The 15,739-nt window shown below is 67.1% G+C and carries 18 protein-coding genes; 14 read left to right on the top strand and 4 right to left on the bottom strand.

The annotated features are described in order from the left end of the window. Window positions 1-4: 4 nt before the first annotated feature. Window positions 5-874, bottom strand: coding sequence for a LysR family transcriptional regulator (locus NN4_RS00760; protein ID WP_240772180.1), 870 nt, complete (start codon window positions 872-874; stop codon window positions 5-7). A 334-nt stretch (window positions 875-1,208) separates the two neighbouring features. On the opposite strand from NN4_RS00760, the gene NN4_RS00765 reads away from it, so the two are divergent. The 7 genes from NN4_RS00765 to NN4_RS00795 all read left to right on the top strand — a co-directional run bounded on the left by NN4_RS00765 (window position 1,209) and on the right by NN4_RS00795 (window position 7,222). Next, window positions 1,209-2,651 (top strand): form I ribulose bisphosphate carboxylase large subunit, encoded by a 1,443-nt coding sequence (locus tag NN4_RS00765; RefSeq protein ID WP_147127984.1) that lies wholly within the window; start codon window positions 1,209-1,211, stop codon window positions 2,649-2,651. Window positions 2,652-2,671: 20 nt separating this feature from the next. Then, the gene (locus NN4_RS00770; protein ID WP_107656651.1) at window positions 2,672-3,094 is read left to right on the top strand and encodes a ribulose bisphosphate carboxylase small subunit; all 423 of its coding nucleotides are present in this window, start codon (window positions 2,672-2,674) and stop codon (window positions 3,092-3,094) included. Then, window positions 3,084-4,100, top strand: coding sequence for an AAA family ATPase (locus NN4_RS00775; protein ID WP_147127985.1), 1,017 nt, complete (start codon window positions 3,084-3,086; stop codon window positions 4,098-4,100). The genes NN4_RS00770 and NN4_RS00775 overlap by 11 nt, the downstream gene beginning before the upstream one ends. 16 nt (window positions 4,101-4,116) lie before the next feature. Beyond that, on the top strand, window positions 4,117-5,232 hold the full coding sequence (locus NN4_RS00780) for a class 1 fructose-bisphosphatase (RefSeq protein WP_147127986.1): 1,116 nt from the start codon (window positions 4,117-4,119) through the stop codon (window positions 5,230-5,232). A 30-nt stretch (window positions 5,233-5,262) separates the two neighbouring features. Continuing rightward, a complete protein-coding gene (locus tag NN4_RS00785; RefSeq protein ID WP_135231010.1) occupies window positions 5,263-6,141 on the top strand; it encodes a phosphoribulokinase in 879 nt (292 codons plus the stop codon). Window positions 6,142-6,188: 47 nt separating this feature from the next. Next, the gene (locus NN4_RS00790) at window positions 6,189-6,611 is read left to right on the top strand and encodes an Hsp20/alpha crystallin family protein (protein WP_186818188.1); all 423 of its coding nucleotides are present in this window, start codon (window positions 6,189-6,191) and stop codon (window positions 6,609-6,611) included. 197 nt (window positions 6,612-6,808) lie between these two features. Beyond that, window positions 6,809-7,222 carry a nuclear transport factor 2 family protein gene (locus tag NN4_RS00795; protein ID WP_147127988.1) on the top strand — a complete coding sequence of 138 codons (414 nt, stop codon included), beginning with the start codon at window positions 6,809-6,811 and terminating at the stop codon, window positions 7,220-7,222. A gap of 238 nt (window positions 7,223-7,460) precedes the next feature. Here the strand turns inward: NN4_RS00795 and dinB are convergent, their stop codons facing one another. Beyond that, a complete protein-coding gene (gene dinB, locus NN4_RS00800) occupies window positions 7,461-8,693 on the bottom strand; it encodes a DNA polymerase IV (protein WP_147127989.1) in 1,233 nt (410 codons plus the stop codon). A gap of 142 nt (window positions 8,694-8,835) precedes the next feature. Here dinB and NN4_RS00805 point away from each other — a divergent pair, with 142 nt between their 5' ends. The 3 genes from NN4_RS00805 to NN4_RS00815 are packed head-to-tail and all read left to right on the top strand — an operon-like array spanning window position 8,836 to window position 11,302. Next, on the top strand, window positions 8,836-9,231 hold the full coding sequence (locus NN4_RS00805) for a BlaI/MecI/CopY family transcriptional regulator (protein ID WP_281289293.1): 396 nt from the start codon (window positions 8,836-8,838) through the stop codon (window positions 9,229-9,231). Continuing rightward, window positions 9,228-10,178, top strand: coding sequence for a M56 family metallopeptidase (locus tag NN4_RS00810; RefSeq protein WP_147127991.1), 951 nt, complete (start codon window positions 9,228-9,230; stop codon window positions 10,176-10,178). The genes NN4_RS00805 and NN4_RS00810 overlap by 4 nt, the downstream gene beginning before the upstream one ends. Before the next feature lie 17 nt (window positions 10,179-10,195). Further along, a complete protein-coding gene (locus NN4_RS00815; RefSeq protein ID WP_147127992.1) occupies window positions 10,196-11,302 on the top strand; it encodes a winged helix DNA-binding domain-containing protein in 1,107 nt (368 codons plus the stop codon). Window positions 11,303-11,515: 213 nt separating this feature from the next. Here NN4_RS00815 and NN4_RS00820 read toward each other — a convergent pair whose 3' ends face one another. Further along, the gene (locus NN4_RS00820) at window positions 11,516-12,274 is read right to left on the bottom strand and encodes a TetR/AcrR family transcriptional regulator (protein ID WP_147127993.1); all 759 of its coding nucleotides are present in this window, start codon (window positions 12,272-12,274) and stop codon (window positions 11,516-11,518) included. A 102-nt stretch (window positions 12,275-12,376) separates the two neighbouring features. Here NN4_RS00820 and NN4_RS00825 point away from each other — a divergent pair, with 102 nt between their 5' ends. Then, window positions 12,377-13,336 carry an ATP-binding cassette domain-containing protein gene (locus NN4_RS00825; RefSeq protein WP_147127994.1) on the top strand — a complete coding sequence of 320 codons (960 nt, stop codon included), beginning with the start codon at window positions 12,377-12,379 and terminating at the stop codon, window positions 13,334-13,336. Continuing rightward, entirely contained in the window at window positions 13,336-14,160 is an 825-nt protein-coding gene (locus NN4_RS00830; RefSeq protein WP_147127995.1) for an ABC transporter permease, read from the top strand. Before NN4_RS00825 ends, NN4_RS00830 begins: the two co-directional genes overlap by 1 nt. Before the next feature lie 64 nt (window positions 14,161-14,224). Here the strand turns inward: NN4_RS00830 and NN4_RS00835 are convergent, their stop codons facing one another. Continuing rightward, on the bottom strand, window positions 14,225-14,590 hold the full coding sequence (locus tag NN4_RS00835) for a VOC family protein (protein WP_147127996.1): 366 nt from the start codon (window positions 14,588-14,590) through the stop codon (window positions 14,225-14,227). 189 nt (window positions 14,591-14,779) lie between these two features. On the opposite strand from NN4_RS00835, the gene NN4_RS00840 reads away from it, so the two are divergent. Continuing rightward, on the top strand, window positions 14,780-15,181 hold the full coding sequence (locus NN4_RS00840; RefSeq protein WP_135231026.1) for an NUDIX hydrolase: 402 nt from the start codon (window positions 14,780-14,782) through the stop codon (window positions 15,179-15,181). A gap of 31 nt (window positions 15,182-15,212) precedes the next feature. Then, complete coding sequence (locus tag NN4_RS00845; RefSeq protein WP_147127997.1) at window positions 15,213-15,710, top strand: hypothetical protein; 498 nt, start codon at window positions 15,213-15,215, stop codon at window positions 15,708-15,710. The last annotated feature ends 29 nt before the right edge of the window (window positions 15,711-15,739 follow it).

A 15,739-nucleotide genomic window follows, 5' to 3' on the forward strand; every position in this document is an offset into this window, starting at 1 on the left:
GCTATTACGCGGGGTGGAAGGCGTCGGCGCCGACCTCGCCGGGGTCCAGGATGTGGGTGAGGAACAACCGCGTGGTCGGTGTCGGAGTGCGAGTGGTGATGGCGTGCCAGGGACGATCCATGGGCGTGCCGGTGACGGGCAGTATGCGCAGGACGCCGGATTCGAGGTCCTGGGAGACGGCGTCACTGTGAATCAAGGTGACGCCCAATCCTTCTCGGGCCGCCGCGAGCACAGCGCCGTGGCTGCCGAGAGTCAGAGTGGGCGGGCTGATTTCGAGTTGGTCGAGCAGAGTGAGGGTGGCGTCACGGGTACCCGAGCCGCGCCCGCGCAGTAGCCAGGTGGTGCGCAGCGGATCCTGATCGGCGGCCCCGACCACGATGAGATGGCTGGGTCTGCGAGCGCGGATGACCAGCCCGGTATTGCGGGGCGGGCGGCCTGCGATGACGAGATCTGTTTCGTGGTGCTGCAATTCGAGGAACAGCACATCGCGCGGATGCACCGACAAGCTCAGTTCGATGTCGGGGTAGCGGTTGCGGAACGCGGCCAGCGGACGCAGCAGGACGTATTCGCCCGCGGTGGCCACTACCCCGATGCGTAGTCGCCCGGTCTCGGCCTGCTGGACCGCGGCGTGCGCCTCCTTCATCAGACCCAGGATGCTGCGGCAGTACTCGGCGTAGATGCGGCCCGCTTCGGTGAGCGCGATGCCGCGCCCGGATTTGGCGACCAGCTTGGCGCCCAGCTGCTTCTCGATGTGGGCGACGGCGGCGGAGACTGCGGCCTCGGTGATGTGCAGCTGAGTCGCGGCGCGGCGGATGCTGCTGAGCCGGGCGACCACCAGGAATGTTTCCATCCTGGCCGCACTGACCGCTCCCATCCGCCGACGGTAGCAGTGACTCTGGTGCCAACGGAATTGACGTCGATGCGGGAGCGGTGAGGTGTGGAAACATCGATGATGTCGAGGTCAACCCGACCGTGGCGCGTGACTCCCCTTCCGCGTCGCGCTCGAGTACCCCGGGACGGTGCGCGTCCCGGGGTACTCGCGGCGGTTCCGGAAGTTTTCCGACACTCGCAGCCCCCCTTACCCTTCCGGGTTCGCGCGAAACCTGACTTTTCCATTGAGTTTTCGCAGGAACAATCAAATTGTTTGTTGTCTACCCGGCCGTCATCCTGGAATTCGCAAGGCGCACAACCCGATCCCAGGAGGAACGATGGCCGAAGCGACCGAGCGGGACCGGTGGGATCCGGGTGTTCAATCGTATGCGTCGATGGGATATTACGCGCCGGACTATCAGCCGTCTGATACCGATGTGCTCGCCGTGTTCCGGGTGACCCCGCAGCCGGGAGTCGATCCGATCGAGGCGGCGGCCGCGGTCGCGGGCGAATCGTCCACGGCGACTTGGACGGTGGTGTGGACCGACCGGTTGACGGCGCACTCGAAGTATCAGGCCAAGTGCTATCGGGTCGATGAGGTGCCGGGACGGCCGGGTGAGTACTTCGCTTATGTCGCTTACGATCTCGACCTTTTCGAAGAGGGCTCGATCACCAACCTGACCTCCTCGGTGATCGGCAATGTCTTCGGTTTCAAACCGCTGCTGGCACTGCGCCTGGAGGACATGCGCATCCCGGTGGCGTACGTGAAGACCTTCCAGGGACCACCGCACGGCACGGTGATGGAACGGGAGTATCTGAACAAGTACGGCCGCCCCCTGCTCGGCGCGACGGTGAAGCCGAAACTCGGTCTGTCGGCACGCAATTACGGCCGGGTGATCTATGAGGCGTGCAAGGGCGGACTGGATTTCACCAAGGACGATGAGAACATCAACTCCCAGCCGTTCATGCGGTGGCGGGACCGCTACCTGTTCGCCATGGAAGGCGTCAATCGCGCTATGGCCGAGACGGGAGAACTCAAGGGCCACTATCTGAATGTCACCGCGGCGTCGATGGAGGACATGTACGAGCGGGCCGAGTTCGCCAAGGAGCTCGGCAGCGTGGTCATCATGATCGACCTCACCGTCGGATACACGGCGATGCAGTCGATGTCGCACTGGGCGCGGCGCAACGGACTGCTGCTGCACCTGCACCGGGCCGGGCACTCCACCTTCACCCGGCAGAAGACGCACGGCGTGAGCTTCCGGGTGCTGGCCAAGTGGTGCAGGCTGATCGGCGTCGATCATCTGCACGCGGGCACGGTGGTCGGCAAACTCGAGGGCGATCCGGCGACGACCCGCGGTTTCTATGACACGTTGCGGGAGAACCACATTCCGGCCAACCTCGGCAACGGCATCTTCTTCGATCAGGAGTGGGCGAGCCTGCCGGGGGTGATGCCGGTGGCCTCCGGCGGCATCCACGCCGGGCAGATGCACCAGCTGCTGGACCTTTTCGGTGACGACGTGATCCTGCAGTTCGGTGGCGGCACCATCGGGCATCCGCTGGGTATCGCGGCGGGCGCCGAGGCGAACCGGGTGGCGTTGGAGGCGGTCGTCAAGGCCCGCAACGAGGGTCGCGATCTGCTGAAGGAAGGCCCCGACGTGTTGCGCAAGGCCGCCGAGATCTGCCGTCCGCTCGACGTCGCGCTGGCGACCTGGGGCGATGTCACCTTCGACTACACCTCCACCGACGCGCCCGACGCGGTGCCGACGGCCACTCGCTGAAACCCCTTGGAGCCCGAGCCATGTACCTGCGTCACGGAACGTTTTCGTACCTGCCGGAGTTCACCGACGCGGAGATCTCCGCCCAGGTGCGCTACGCGCTGCTCAACAGCTGGCCGGTGTCCATCGAATACACCGACGACCCGCATCCCCGCAACGCCTACTGGGAGATGTGGGGGCTGCCGCTGTTCGATCTGGACGAGCCCGACGGTGTGCTCGCCGAGATCAATGCCTGCCGTGCGACTTTCCCGCACCACTACATCCGGGTGCTCGCCTACGACGCCCGCTTCGGCAGGCAGACCACGGCGCTGAGTTTCCTGGTGCAGCGCCCGGCCGACGAACCGGGTTTCCTGCTCACCCGGCTGGAGGGTCCGGATCGGCAGCAGAAGTACGGCCTGCACTCCTACGCCACCGACGACCGCCGGGGACAGCGGTATGGCGGCTGAGGCCAACGGTTTCCGGCTGCACCGTCCCGGCACCGGGGACGGCAGGCCGGTGCGGGCCGAACCCGCCGAGGCTCCGGTCGAGCCGGAGATCCTCGACGACGACGCGGTGCTCGATCTGTCGACCGACATCGCGGGCAACGATGTGGAGGACACGCTGCGCAGGCTCGACGCCGAACTCGTCGGCCTGGCGAACGTCAAGCGCCGGGTGCGCGAGATCGCGGCACTGCTGCTGATCGACCGGGCCCGGCAGCGGTTCGGGCTGAGTGCGTCGCGGCCCACCATGCACATGAGCTTCACCGGCGGGCCGGGCACCGGCAAGACCACCGTCGCGCTGCGGATGGCCGAGATGCTGCACGCCTTGGGCTACATCCGGAAACCGAAGGTGCACACCGTCACCCGCGACGACCTGGTCGGTCAGTTCATCGGCCACACCGCGCCGAAAACCAAGGAGGCGCTGGCCAAGGCGGCCGGCGGGGTGCTGTTCATCGATGAGGCCTACTACCTGTTCCGGCCGGAGAACGAGCGGGACTACGGGCAGGAGGTCATCGAGATCCTGTTGCAGGAGATGGAGAACGAGCGCGCCAGCCTGGTGGTGATCTTCGCGGGCTACCCGGATCGGATGGAGCGGTTCTTCTCCGCCAATCCCGGGTTGTCCTCGCGGGTGGCCCATCATCTGGAGTTCGCCGACTACACCCACGCGGAGCTGCTCGGCATCGCCGATCTCATGGTGGCGCGGGAGAACTTCCGCTTCGACGAGCCCGCGCAGACCGCCTTCGCCGAATACCTGGCGCTGCGGATGACCCGGCCGCGGTTCTCCAACGCGCGCAGCGTGCGCAACGCACTGGACCGCTGCCGGTTGCGGCAGGCCAAGCGGTTGGTGGAGCTGCGCAGGCCGCTGCGCAAGACCGATCTGATCACGCTGACCGACCAGGATGTCTACGGCAGCAGCGTGTTCACCGACAGCACCGCACCGCAGGACGGGCCGAGCGCGCGGGCCCCAGCGTGACGAGATCGAGGCGCCCATGCCAGAGGGACTGAAGACGCTCACCCGCTACACGATCGAGGAGGAGCACCGGCACCCCGGCTCCTCCGGTGAGTTCTCCGCGTTGGTGAATGTCGTAGCGACCGCGACGAAGATCATCGCCAACCAGGTGACCAGGGGCGCCATTGTCGGTTCGCACTGGGGGACGGCAGGAGGCGTAGCCGACGGGGTAGGTGAACACAGCGCGGCCGAGCCGGACAATCTGCCGCCGACGGTGCACCGCAGGCTCGATGCCATCGCCAACGACATCATGGTGGCCGAAACCCAGTGGACGGGGCACCTGGCGGCGCTGCTGTCGGAACAGATGCCGACCATTCATCCGGTGCCCGACGCGCATCGGCGCGGCAAGTATCTGCTGGCCTTCGATCCGCTCGACGGGTCGTCCAATATCGACGTGAATCTGCCCGTCGGAACGATTTTCAGCGTGCTCCGGTCGCCGGACAACGGTGCACCCGCCGCCGAGGACTTCCTGCAACCGGGTGTGCGCCAGGTCTGTGCCGGGTTCACGCTGTACGGGCCCGCGACCATGCTGGTGATCACCACCGGCAGCGGTGTCGACGGTTTCACCCTGGACCGGGAGATCGGCGCGTTCGTGCTCACCCATCCGCGGATGCGCATTCCCGAGGACACCTCGGGATTCGCGATCAATGCCGCCAACGAGCGGTTCTGGGAGCGGCCGGTGCGCAGGTATGTGCACGAGTGCCTGGACGGCGTGGAAGGACCGCGTGGGCGGGATTTCAATATGCGCTGGGTGGCGTCGCTGGTCGCGGACACCTTCCACATTCTGACCAGGGGCGGGGTCTATCTGTATCCGCACGACACTCGACCGCCGGCGCGTCCGGGTCGGGTGTCGTTGCTCTACGGCGCCAATCCGATCGCGTTCATCGTCGAACAGGCCGGTGGGTGGGCGACCACGGGTGGTGAGCGGGTGCTGGAGGTGCCGCCGGAGCAGGTGCATCACCAGGTGCCGCTGATCTTCGGGTCGCGCAACGAGGTCGAGCGGATCGAGCGCTATCACAGCGAGCCCGACGAGGGGCACGTCTTCGACAGCTCGTTGTTCGGGACGCGTTCGCTGTTCCGGCCCGCGCCGCACTGAAATCTGTTGTCCGGCCATCGAGGAGGTGCCATGTCGGTCAAGCATCCCGTCGTCGCGATCACCGGGTCATCCGGTGCGGGAACGACCAGCGTCACGCGGACCTTTCAGGAGATATTCCGCAGAGAAGGCATCAATGCCGTTGTGGTGGAGGGTGATTCGTTTCATCGCTACGACCGCAACGAGATGAAGCTGGCGCTCGCCGAGGCCGAACAGCATCGCGACCTCACCTTCTCTCATTTCGGCGAGGACGCGAATCTGCTCGAGGAACTGGAGCGGTTGTTCCGCGATTACGGCGAGACCGGGGTCGGGTCGGTGCGCAAATATCTGCACGACGATTCCGAAGCCAAACCGTACGGGCAGCCCGCTGGGACGTTCACGCCGTGGGAGGATCTGGCGCCCGGCAGCGATCTGCTGTTCTACGAAGGGCTGCACGGTGCTGCGGTGACCGACACGGTGAACGTTGCGCGGTATGCGGATCTGCTCGTCGGGGTGGTGCCGATCGTGAACCTCGAATGGATTCAGAAGGTGATCCGCGACAAGACCGAACGGGGTTACTCCAGCGAGGCGGTGATCGACACGATCCTGCGCCGCATGCCCGACTACGTGAAATACATCTGCCCGCAGTTCTCCCACACCTACGTCAACTTCCAGCGCGTGCCCACTGTGGACACCTCGAACCCGTTCATCGCCCGCAGCATTCCCACCGCCGACGAGAGTTTCGTCGTCATTCGTTTCGCCGATCCCAAGGTGATCGACTTTCCTTACCTGCTGTCGATGCTGCACGACTCGTTCATGTCGCGCCCCAACTGCATCGTGGTGCCCGGCGGGAAGATGGACCTGGCCATGCAGCTCATCTTCACGCCGTTGATTTTGCGGTTGATGGACAAGCGCCCCAAACGATCTCGCTGAACGGCGATAAAATTGGCGGGGTCAGCAGCCGACTTCAGGAGGAAATGATGAGTCAGCTTCCTCAGTCACAGCAGTCCCGCTCGCCCCTCGCCGGCGTCGGCGATTTCCTGCGCAAGATCGTGCCGTTCGTCGGATCCGGCTCCAGCGGTGATCTGCGGGTCGAAGAAGCACCGGACAAGGACAACTACCACGTCGTGCGCGTCGAGATCCCCGGGATCGATCCCGATCGGGACCTCGAGGTCTCCGTGCAAGACGGGCATTTGACGATCAAGGCCGAACGCAGCGAAGAACGTTCGGTCGGCGGATACTCCGAATTCCGCTACGGATCGCTCATGCGCACCGTCGCGCTGCCCGCGGGAGCGCGAGACGACGACATCGCCGCGACCTACGCGAACGGGATCCTCAGCGTGCGGATCCGGATGAATGAATCCGCAAGTTCTGCGCGGAAGATCCCGGTGAAGATGGAGTAGGTCGCGCACTCGATTTGCCTGTGCGGCACCCTTCGGCACCCTCGGCGCAGGCCCCGTTCGTTGTCCGCGTGCGCCCGCTGAGGGATACCGCAACGGCGGGTGCCGCACAGGCTGGTGCCCTTACTCGTCTCGCGGTGCCGCTTCTGAGTTACTCTCGATCAACCCTATTCAACGAGTTGCATATGCGAGGTACAGGGATGACTACGTTCCGCGAAGCCGTCGAGGCCAGGGACAGCGAGGCGATGGCGGCGGTGCTCGCCGAGAACGTCGTGTTCACCAGCCCGGTGGCGTTCAAGCCCTACCCGGGCAAGGCGATCACCGCCGCGATCCTGCGCGGGGTGTTGCGCGTCTTCGAGGACTTCCGGTACGTGCGCGAGATCGCCAACGCGGACGGCCGCGACCACGCTCTGATCTTCGAAGCCACCGTCAACGGCAAAACCGTCAACGGCTGCGACTTCCTGCACTACGACGAGAACGGCCTGATCGACAGCCTCACCGTCATGATCCGGCCCCTCTCCGCCGCCCAGGCCCTAGCCGAAGCGATGGCCGCGCAATTCCCGCGTATCCAAGAGGAAGCCTTGGCCGCCACCCAAGCCCAGCCCTCTTCGTAGGCGCGATACGACGTTCGCAGCTCGGAGCTGAACGGTCGTGCTACGCCGACGCACTGCCGCGTAGCATGGCCGTTCTCGGGAGCCCGTTCTCTGGCGACGCTCCTGTTCTCCCAGCTCGATGGCTGAAGTGCCAGTGTGCTTCGGAATCCCGAACGGGCCCCCGGCCGACCACGCGCCTCGCACCTCATTCCCCTTGCGGGACTGCGGTGGTCGGGCCCGCAGGCCCGGCATCGTCGGGTCAGTCCGGCAACAAGGGAACCGACAGATCTTCACCGCGGCGGAGGAGTGCGGCGCGGGTGATGGCGGTGGAGCCGAAACGGTGGCGTAGGTCGTCGAGGGTGGCGTCGAGGGTGTTGGTGGCGCGGGGGTCGAAGGGGAGGGGGAGTTGGAAGGGGTCGGCGTCGGTGAGGTTGGTCAGGGACAGGCCGATCAGGGTGAGGCCGCGTTCCTCGATGGTCGGCATGGCGGTGGCCAGTAAAGACAGGGCGGCTTGTAAGAGGGTGTCGGTGTGGTCGGTGGCTTCGGGCAGGGTGTGCGAGCGGGTGGCTCGGGTGAAGTCGTCGAAACGCATGCGTAGCACCACGGTTCGGCAGATGCGGTCGGCGGCGCGGAGGCGGCGGCCGAGGCGGTCGGTCAGGCCGTGCAGGTAGGCCTCGATTTCGTCGGGTGGGTGGGGTGCGCGGCCGAGGGCGCGCTGGGCGCCGATGGATCGGCGGCGGACACCGGTTTCGACGCGGCGGGGGTCGCGGGCCCAGGACAGGGCGTAAAGGTGGCGGGCGGCGGCGGGGCCGAGGATGGCGCGCAAAGGGCTTTCGCCGAGATCGGCGAGCTGTCCGACTCGGGTGATGTTGTGTTCGTGCAGGGTACGGGCGGTGACTTCGCCGACGCCCCAGAGTCTTTCGATCGGCAGCGGATGCAGGAATTCGAGTTCGCCGTCGGGTGGCACGAAACGCAGGCCGTCGGGTTTGGCGACGGCGCTGGCGACCTTGGCCAGGAATTTGGTGCGGGCGATGCCGACCGAGATGGGCAGCCCGACCTCGTCGCGCACCCGGGCGCGTAACCGTTCGGCGATACCGATCGGCGCACCCGCGATCCGGCGCAGGCCGCCGACATCGAGAAACGCTTCATCGATCGAGATGCCCTCGACGACAGGGGTGGTGTCGTGAAAGACCTCGAACACCGCCTTGCTCGCCGCCGCGTAGGCCGCCATGCGCGGCGGCACCACGATCGCGTGCGGGCACAACCGCCGCGCCTGCCCGCCGTTCATCGGCGTGCGCACCCCGAACGCCTTCGCCTCATAACTCGCCGCGAGCACCACCCCACCGCCGACGATGACCGGCTTGCCGCGCAACCGCGGGTTATCGCGTTGCTCGACAGCCGCATAGAACGAATCGAGGTCGGCATGCAGAATCGACGACTCGGCCCGCGCCACGATCCGCGGGCGGGAGGCGGGTGCGTCGGACACGAACATATGTTCGCATAGCCCACCGACATCCGGAACCCGGGTGATCGAACAGAACGCGCGCAATCTACGGTTTAACTACGTAGCAATTCGGACGAACCGGTACGCTGGCCCGACGGCACGGCACGTTTTGGATGAGGGAGTCGGTACGGTGCGCGGATTTGGAGACCTGGAGGCGGTGATCATGGACCGCATCTGGGATCGGGACGCAGAGGACACCACGGTGCGCGAGATATTCGACGAGTTGTCCGCGCAGCGCGACATCGCCTACACCACCGTCATGTCCACCATGGACAACCTGCACCGCAAGGGCTGGCTGGCGCGCGAGCGCGCGGGCAAGGCTTACCGGTACTGGCCGACGCTGACCCGTGAGGAGCACAGCGCCCGGCTCATGCTCGAGGCGCTCGGCGCGGGCGGCCGCTCCGATCTGGTGCTGAGCCATTTCGTGGACCGGATCAGCGCCGAGGAATCGGCGGGCTTGCGCGCCGCGCTACGCAGGCTCACCGCCCGCAAGACGCCGGACGCACCGCCGGGCACCGCGCCATGACCCTGGCGATCGCACTGATGCTCTACGGCAGCGCCGTGGCCACGGTCGGCCCGCCGGTACTGCGCAGGCTGACCCGGCGCGGCAACGCGCCACGGCTGGGCATCATCGCCTGGGTCGTCGCGATCGTCGGCGCGCTCGGCTCGTGGGCCGCGGCGGCGACCATGCTCACCGTCGAATTCGCCACCTACTGGGGACATCCGCACGACGCGCTGCGCGCCTGCTTCGCGATCATGTGGACCCCGATCCACGAGGACGGCACCGGCGCGACCAAAGCCGCCACGTTCGCGGTCGGCGCGCTGGTCGCCACCTGCACCATCGCCGTGGTGGCCCGGGCGGTCACGGTGGTGCGCGAGATGCGCAAGCGCACCCAGGAACACGCGAAAGCGTTGCGACTGGTCGGGCGCCGGGTGCCCGGACTGGCCGCGCTGGTCCTGGATTCGCCGGAGCGCCAAGCCTATTGCGTGCCGGGCCGGCCCGACACCATCGTCGTCACCAGCGCCGCGGTCGAGGCGTTGGCGCCCGATCAGCTCGCGGCGGTCCTGGCGCACGAACGCGCCCACCTTTCCGGCAGGCACGCCCCGCTCACCGCGGTACTGCGTGCGATCGCCACCACGTTGCCGGGCCTGCGCCTGGTCACCGCGGGCGCCGCCGAGATCGCCCGGCTGCTCGAGATGTGCGCCGACGACAAAGCGGCGCGCACCCACGGCTCGGCACCGCTGCTCGGCGGACTACTGGTGATCCTCGGCGTCTCCGGCCCGGTCCCCTCGGGCGCGCTGGCCGCCGCGGGCACCGCCGTGCTGGCCAGGGCCGAGCGCCTGGTCGATCCGGTGAGCCCGATCCGGCGGGCGACCACCCGCACCGCGCTGCTCGGCGTCATCGCGACAACGGTGACCGGATTGGCGTTCGCCGCGGCCACGGTAGCCTTCTGCAGCGCCGTGTTGGGCTGAAGATCGAAGGAGTACCTGTGCGCCTCACCTGGGATCAGGTTTTCACGTGGCGGCTGCGCAGGCAGTACGTCGCGGCACCCGCTACGCAGCTGACCGAGATCGTGGCTCGGTTGTGCGGGGTGCAGGCCCAGGTCACCTCGGCCGCGGAACTGGCAGTGGCGCTACGTGGTTCGGCCCCGCAAGCGGGTGCGCTGGTCGGTGCGCTCAATGACCGAACTCTGATCAAGACGTGGGCGATGCGCGGCACGCTGCACGCGCTCACCCTGGATCTCGCCGCGGCTTACCTTTCCCTGCTCGCGTCGGCGCGCACCTGGGAGCGACCGGTGTGGGAGCGCAACTTCGGCGCCTCGCCCGCCGAGGTCGCGGCGCTGACCGAGCGGGTGCGGGAGGTGCTCGACGGCGCGGTGCTCACTCGCGAGGAACTGGTCGAGGCGATCATCGCCGACCCCCCGTTCCATCGGCTCGGTGAGCAGCTACGCTCCGGCTGGGGCGCGTTGCTCAAACCCCTTGCCTGGCAAGGGGCGATCTGCCACGGCCCGGCCCAGGGCAGCAAGATAACCTTCGCCGATCCGGCACAGCTGGTCGATGGCTGGCCGGGCTTGCCGGAGCCCGATGTCGCGGCGCCGTTGGCGATCACCGCTTACCTCGGCGCCTACGGGCCCGCGACACCAGAGGCGTTCGACGCCTGGCTCAGCCGCGGTAGCTTGCGCAAAACCGTGCTGCGCCGCTGGTTTTCGGAGCTGGGGGAGACGGTCACCGAGGTCGAGGTCGAGGGCCGATCGGGTTATCTACTGACCGAACACCTCGACGAGCTCGCCGCGACGAAGCCGACGAAGGCGGTGCACCTGCTCGGCGGCTTCGACCAGTACGTCCTAGGTCCGGGCACCGCCGACACCGTGCTGCTGCCGGGGGATCATCGTGCGAAGGTCAGCCGCACCGCGGGCTGGATCTCACCGATCGTGGTCGTCGGCGGTCGCATCGCCGGTACGTGGGAACTCGCCGACGACACGGTGACCGTGGCGATGTTCGACGGTGCGCCGCTGCCGCGGAAGGGTTTCGATGCGGCGCTCGAGCGCCTGGCCGAGGCCCTCGGCCGCGACGCGCTGACCGTGCACGCCGGTTGATCCGCAGCACGTTGACGTATTCGCACCTACTCGACTCGAATTCGGCCTGCCGGGCGATGCCGAGATCGTCTGCGTGGCGGCATTTTGCGCAAAGCCGTACCGCGCCGATGGTTTTCGAGGCTGACGGAGACGGTCACCGAGGTCGAATCAGCCAGTTCGGTTGACCGAGTAACGCAGGCGGGGTCGGCGGTGACACACCTCGATACCCCGGGACTACCGTGCCCTGTACTTCTTACGTTGCGCCACATAGTGCTCGAGCCCGTCGAGGATCCGTTGCAGACCGAAGTCGAAGTGGTCGAAGGTGCCGTCGAAGGCGTCGTCATCGAGGGAACTCATGACGGGATAGCGACCGCTGGCCATGGCCACTTCCAACCGGGGAGCCTGTGCGTCCCAGAATTCCTGGTTGGTCAGACCCGTCTTGCGCTCGGCTTCTTGCGCGAATAACTGGGTGCGCGCGGCACTCCCGACGTAGCCGTCGATCAGGATGACCACCGAGATCAGCTCCCGATCCGGCAAGCCCATCGGCCGAATCGCGGTTAGGAACAACTCCATTCCCTCGACCGCACTGGGTCCGAGCACCGGCCGGGTCTGGTTGACCTCGACCAGCCACGGATGGCGCCGGAACAGCGCGAGACCGCGATGGGCCATGGCTTCCAGCGCGCCGCGCCAGTCGCCGTCCGGGGTGGGTTCGGCGGCGGGTTGCTGCACGCGGTCGAGCATCACGTCGAGCAGTTCGGACTTGCCGGGGAGGTAGCGATACAGCGACATGGTGCCGGTGCCGAGCTGGGTGGCGACCCGGCGCATGGTGACGGCCGCGAGCCCTTCACTGTCGGCCACCTCGATGGCGGCCTCCACGATGCGATCGAGCGTGAGACCCGGTTTCGGACCGCGGCTCGGGCGCGGGCCGGAGTCCCACAGCAGATCGAGAGTGCGTGCGAGGTCACCGCTTCCGCTGGTCTCCGTGCTCGTCATGGTGGCAACAATAGCCGCTTGGCAAGAAACTGGGTACGTTGTACTCTTAATCGGGTACAACGTACCCAGTTTCGCGGGTGCGGTACGAATCGGAGGGTTTGAGTGAACGAATACGCGGTCTTCGCCGAGGGTCTGGGGAAGAGTTACGGGGACAAACGGGCCCTGGACGGTTTCGATCTCACCGTGCGCCGCGGCACGGTGCACGGGCTGCTCGGGCCGAACGGGGCGGGCAAGACCACGGCGGTGCGCATCCTGTCCACGCTGATCCGGCTCGATGAGGGCCACGCCACCGTGGCGGGGTTGAACGTGGCGCGGGAGCCGCGTGCGGTCCGCGCTCGCATCGGGCTCACCGGTCAGTACGCGGCGGTGGACGAGGTGCTCACCGGGCGGCAGAACCTGGAAATGTTCGGCAGGCTCTTCCATTTGGGCGGCAAGCGCGCGAAGCAGCGGGCTGAAGAACTGCTGGCGCAGTTCGCCCTCGTCGACGCGGCCGACAAGGGAGTCGGCGACTACAGCGGCGGCATGCGACGCCGACTCGATCTGGCGGCCTCGATGATCCTGGCACCGGAGGTGCTGTTCCTCGACGAGCCGACGACCGGGCTGGACCCGCGCAGCCGCGGCGAGGTGTGGGAGTCGGTGCGCGCGTTGGTCGCCGACGGCACCACGGTGCTGCTCACCACCCAATACCTGGAGGAGGCGGACAAACTGGCGTCCCGGATCACCGTGATCGATCAGGGTCGCGCGATTGCCGACAACACCCCGGACGGACTGAAGAACACGATCGGCGGCGACCTCATCGAGGTGATCGCGGCCGACGCCGTCGACCTACCCGCGGTGGCCAAGCTGGTGGCGCGGGTCTGTGACGGCGAACCCGACATCGACGAGGTACTGCGCCGGGTGCACGCACCAGTCGCCGACCGCGTCGGCGCGCTCACCGAGGTGGCGCGCACCTTGCAGGACGAGCGAATCACGGTCGAGGACATCGGCTTGCGCAGGCCCAGCCTCGACGATGTCTTCCTGCACCTGACCGGACATCGCACGAGCACGGAGGCGGCGGCCTGATGACAACCATGGATCTCACCCCGGCGAAGTCGCGGTCGCGGGCGTACTGGGCGGTCGCGGACAGCTGGAATGTGGTGCGGCGCGGGCTGACCCACTATCAGCGCATGCCGGTGAACATCGCCTGGCAGCTCGGCTTCCCGATCCTGTCGGTGCTGCTGTACGGGTATGTGTTCGGCAGCGCGATGACGGTGCCCGGCGGCGGTGACTACCGGGACTTCCTGATGCCGGGCATGTTCGTCATGACGATGGCGTTCGGGTTCATCAACACCGCGACGGTGATGGTGCACGACGCCACCAAGGGGGTCATCGATCGGTTCCGTTCGATGCCGATGGCACCGTCGGCGGTGGTGGCCGGCCGTGGTGTCACCGATCTGATCGTGGCGTGCGCGGAGTTGACGATCCTGATGCTCACCGCACTGGTCATCGGCTGGCGTCCCGAAGGCGGCATCCTCGGTGGGCTGGCGGCTTTCGCGCTGTTGCTGTGGTTGCGGTCCGCGCTGATCTGGGTCGGGGTGTGGCTGGGTCTGATGGTGCCGAATCCGGAGGCGGCGGGCGGGCTGTTCGCGGTCGCCTTCCCGCTGACGATGATCTCGAGCATTTTCGTTGCCCCGCAGTTGATGCCGAGCTGGCTGGGCGCGATCGCCTCGTGGAACCCGATCTCCTCGACGGCCGCGGCCACGCGTGAGCTGTTCGGTTCACCGTCGGGTAGTGGCGATTCCTGGATCGAGCAGCATGCGCTGCTGATGGGCGCGGTGTGGCCGCTGATTCTCACGGCGGTGTTCCTGCCGCTGGCGGTGCGTCGTTTCCAGCGGCTGAGCCGTTAGAAAGCGTTCGGTGCCCGGCAGTTTCGCACTGCCGGGCACCGAACATGCCAGAACTCAGGTCTGTTCAGTCCAGACAGAACTCGTTGCCTTCGATGTCCTGCATCAGCAGGCAGGACTCGTTGTCGTCATCGGCCTCCAGCAGGTGCAGGCGTACCGCGCCGAGCGGGATCAGTCGTGCGCATTCGGCCTCCAAGGCGGCCACGCGCTCCACGCCCACGAGCCCGGTGCCGACCCGCACATCGATATGCACCCGGTTCTTGACCACTTTGCCCTCGGGCACGCGCTGGAAGTACAGGCGCGGGCCCACACCCGTGGGATCGACGGCTGCCGTCCCTTGGTGCTCGTAGCCCAGCACCTCGGACCAGAAGCGGGCGACGCGCTCGGGTTCGGCGCAGTCGAAAGTGACTTGGATCTGTTTGACCGATGTCATCGGTTCACCATAGTGGCGCGCTCCCCGGGGGAGACACTGAATTTCCTTGCCCCCATGGAGTGCGCCGCCGCCCCAAGACATCGGCGCGCCTGGGGGTGCACTGCCGCAGCCCGCGTCGCTGCCGGCCGCCGCGTGCAAATCGCCGGTGTCGCTCTGAGTGCCCGGTCCGTCACTGGTTAGGGTGCGAGGGTGGACGGGCAGCTGATCGACACAGTCGCATGGGTGCGGATCGAGGGCGGGCGGATCCTGTGTGCTCGCCCGCGCGGCAAGGATGTGTTCTACATCCCCGGCGGCAAGCGCGAAGGCACCGAGACCGATCTGGAGACGCTGGTGCGCGAGATCGAGGAAGAGCTGACTGTCGCGTTGCTGCCCGAAACAGTCGCGCACGTCGGCACCTACGAAGCGGTACACGCGCCAGCGGAAAGACTGGTGGTGCGGATGAGCTGCTACACCGCCGACTACCGCGGCACCCTCGCCGCCAGTAGCGAGATCGAGGAGATGGCGTGGTTCAGTTACGCCGACCGCGCGCTGGTGCCCCCGGTGGATCAGTTGCTGTTCGACGATCTGGTGGATGCGGGCCGATTGCGCTGAGCCACCGGCACAACCCGCTACGGTCGGCTGCATGAGTGTGTTCCCGGCCTGGCTGCGCGGGGCGGCTTACGCCCTGTGGGCGCTTCCCCTCGCGGTCGGCCCGGTCGCCCCGCGACTACGCGTTCCTCGGCGACTACTCGGCGAACCCATCACTCCGCGTGACCGTTTGGCAGTGCGTGCCACTGTGCACCGAGTGCTCAGTGGCGCATTGGGATTGGTGACCTGGTTCTCGGCGTTCCTGGCCGTGCTCGCCATGGTGCGTGGTGTGCTCTACCCGCTGGTAGCCGCAGATGACTACGAGAACTCCTGGGGTGGGCCCACATTGGCCGGTGCATGGGCGGTACACGCGCTGCTGGGCCTGGGATTGCTGCCGGTGTGTCTGCTGCTGCTGACCGCGCTCGGCGCGCTACAGGTGCGACTGGCACGCGCGGTGCTCGGCCACGCGGGCTCTCGCTGGCCGATACCGGTGACGGTAGTGCTGTGCGCCTTGGGTGTGCTGCTGTTCCTGGCCTGGCTGAACCAGATGTGACCCTGGGAAAAGGCTTGCGCCCCGGCGGC

The organism is Nocardia ninae NBRC 108245, assembly GCF_007990755.1.
Lineage (GTDB): Bacteria > Actinomycetota > Actinomycetes > Mycobacteriales > Mycobacteriaceae > Nocardia > Nocardia ninae.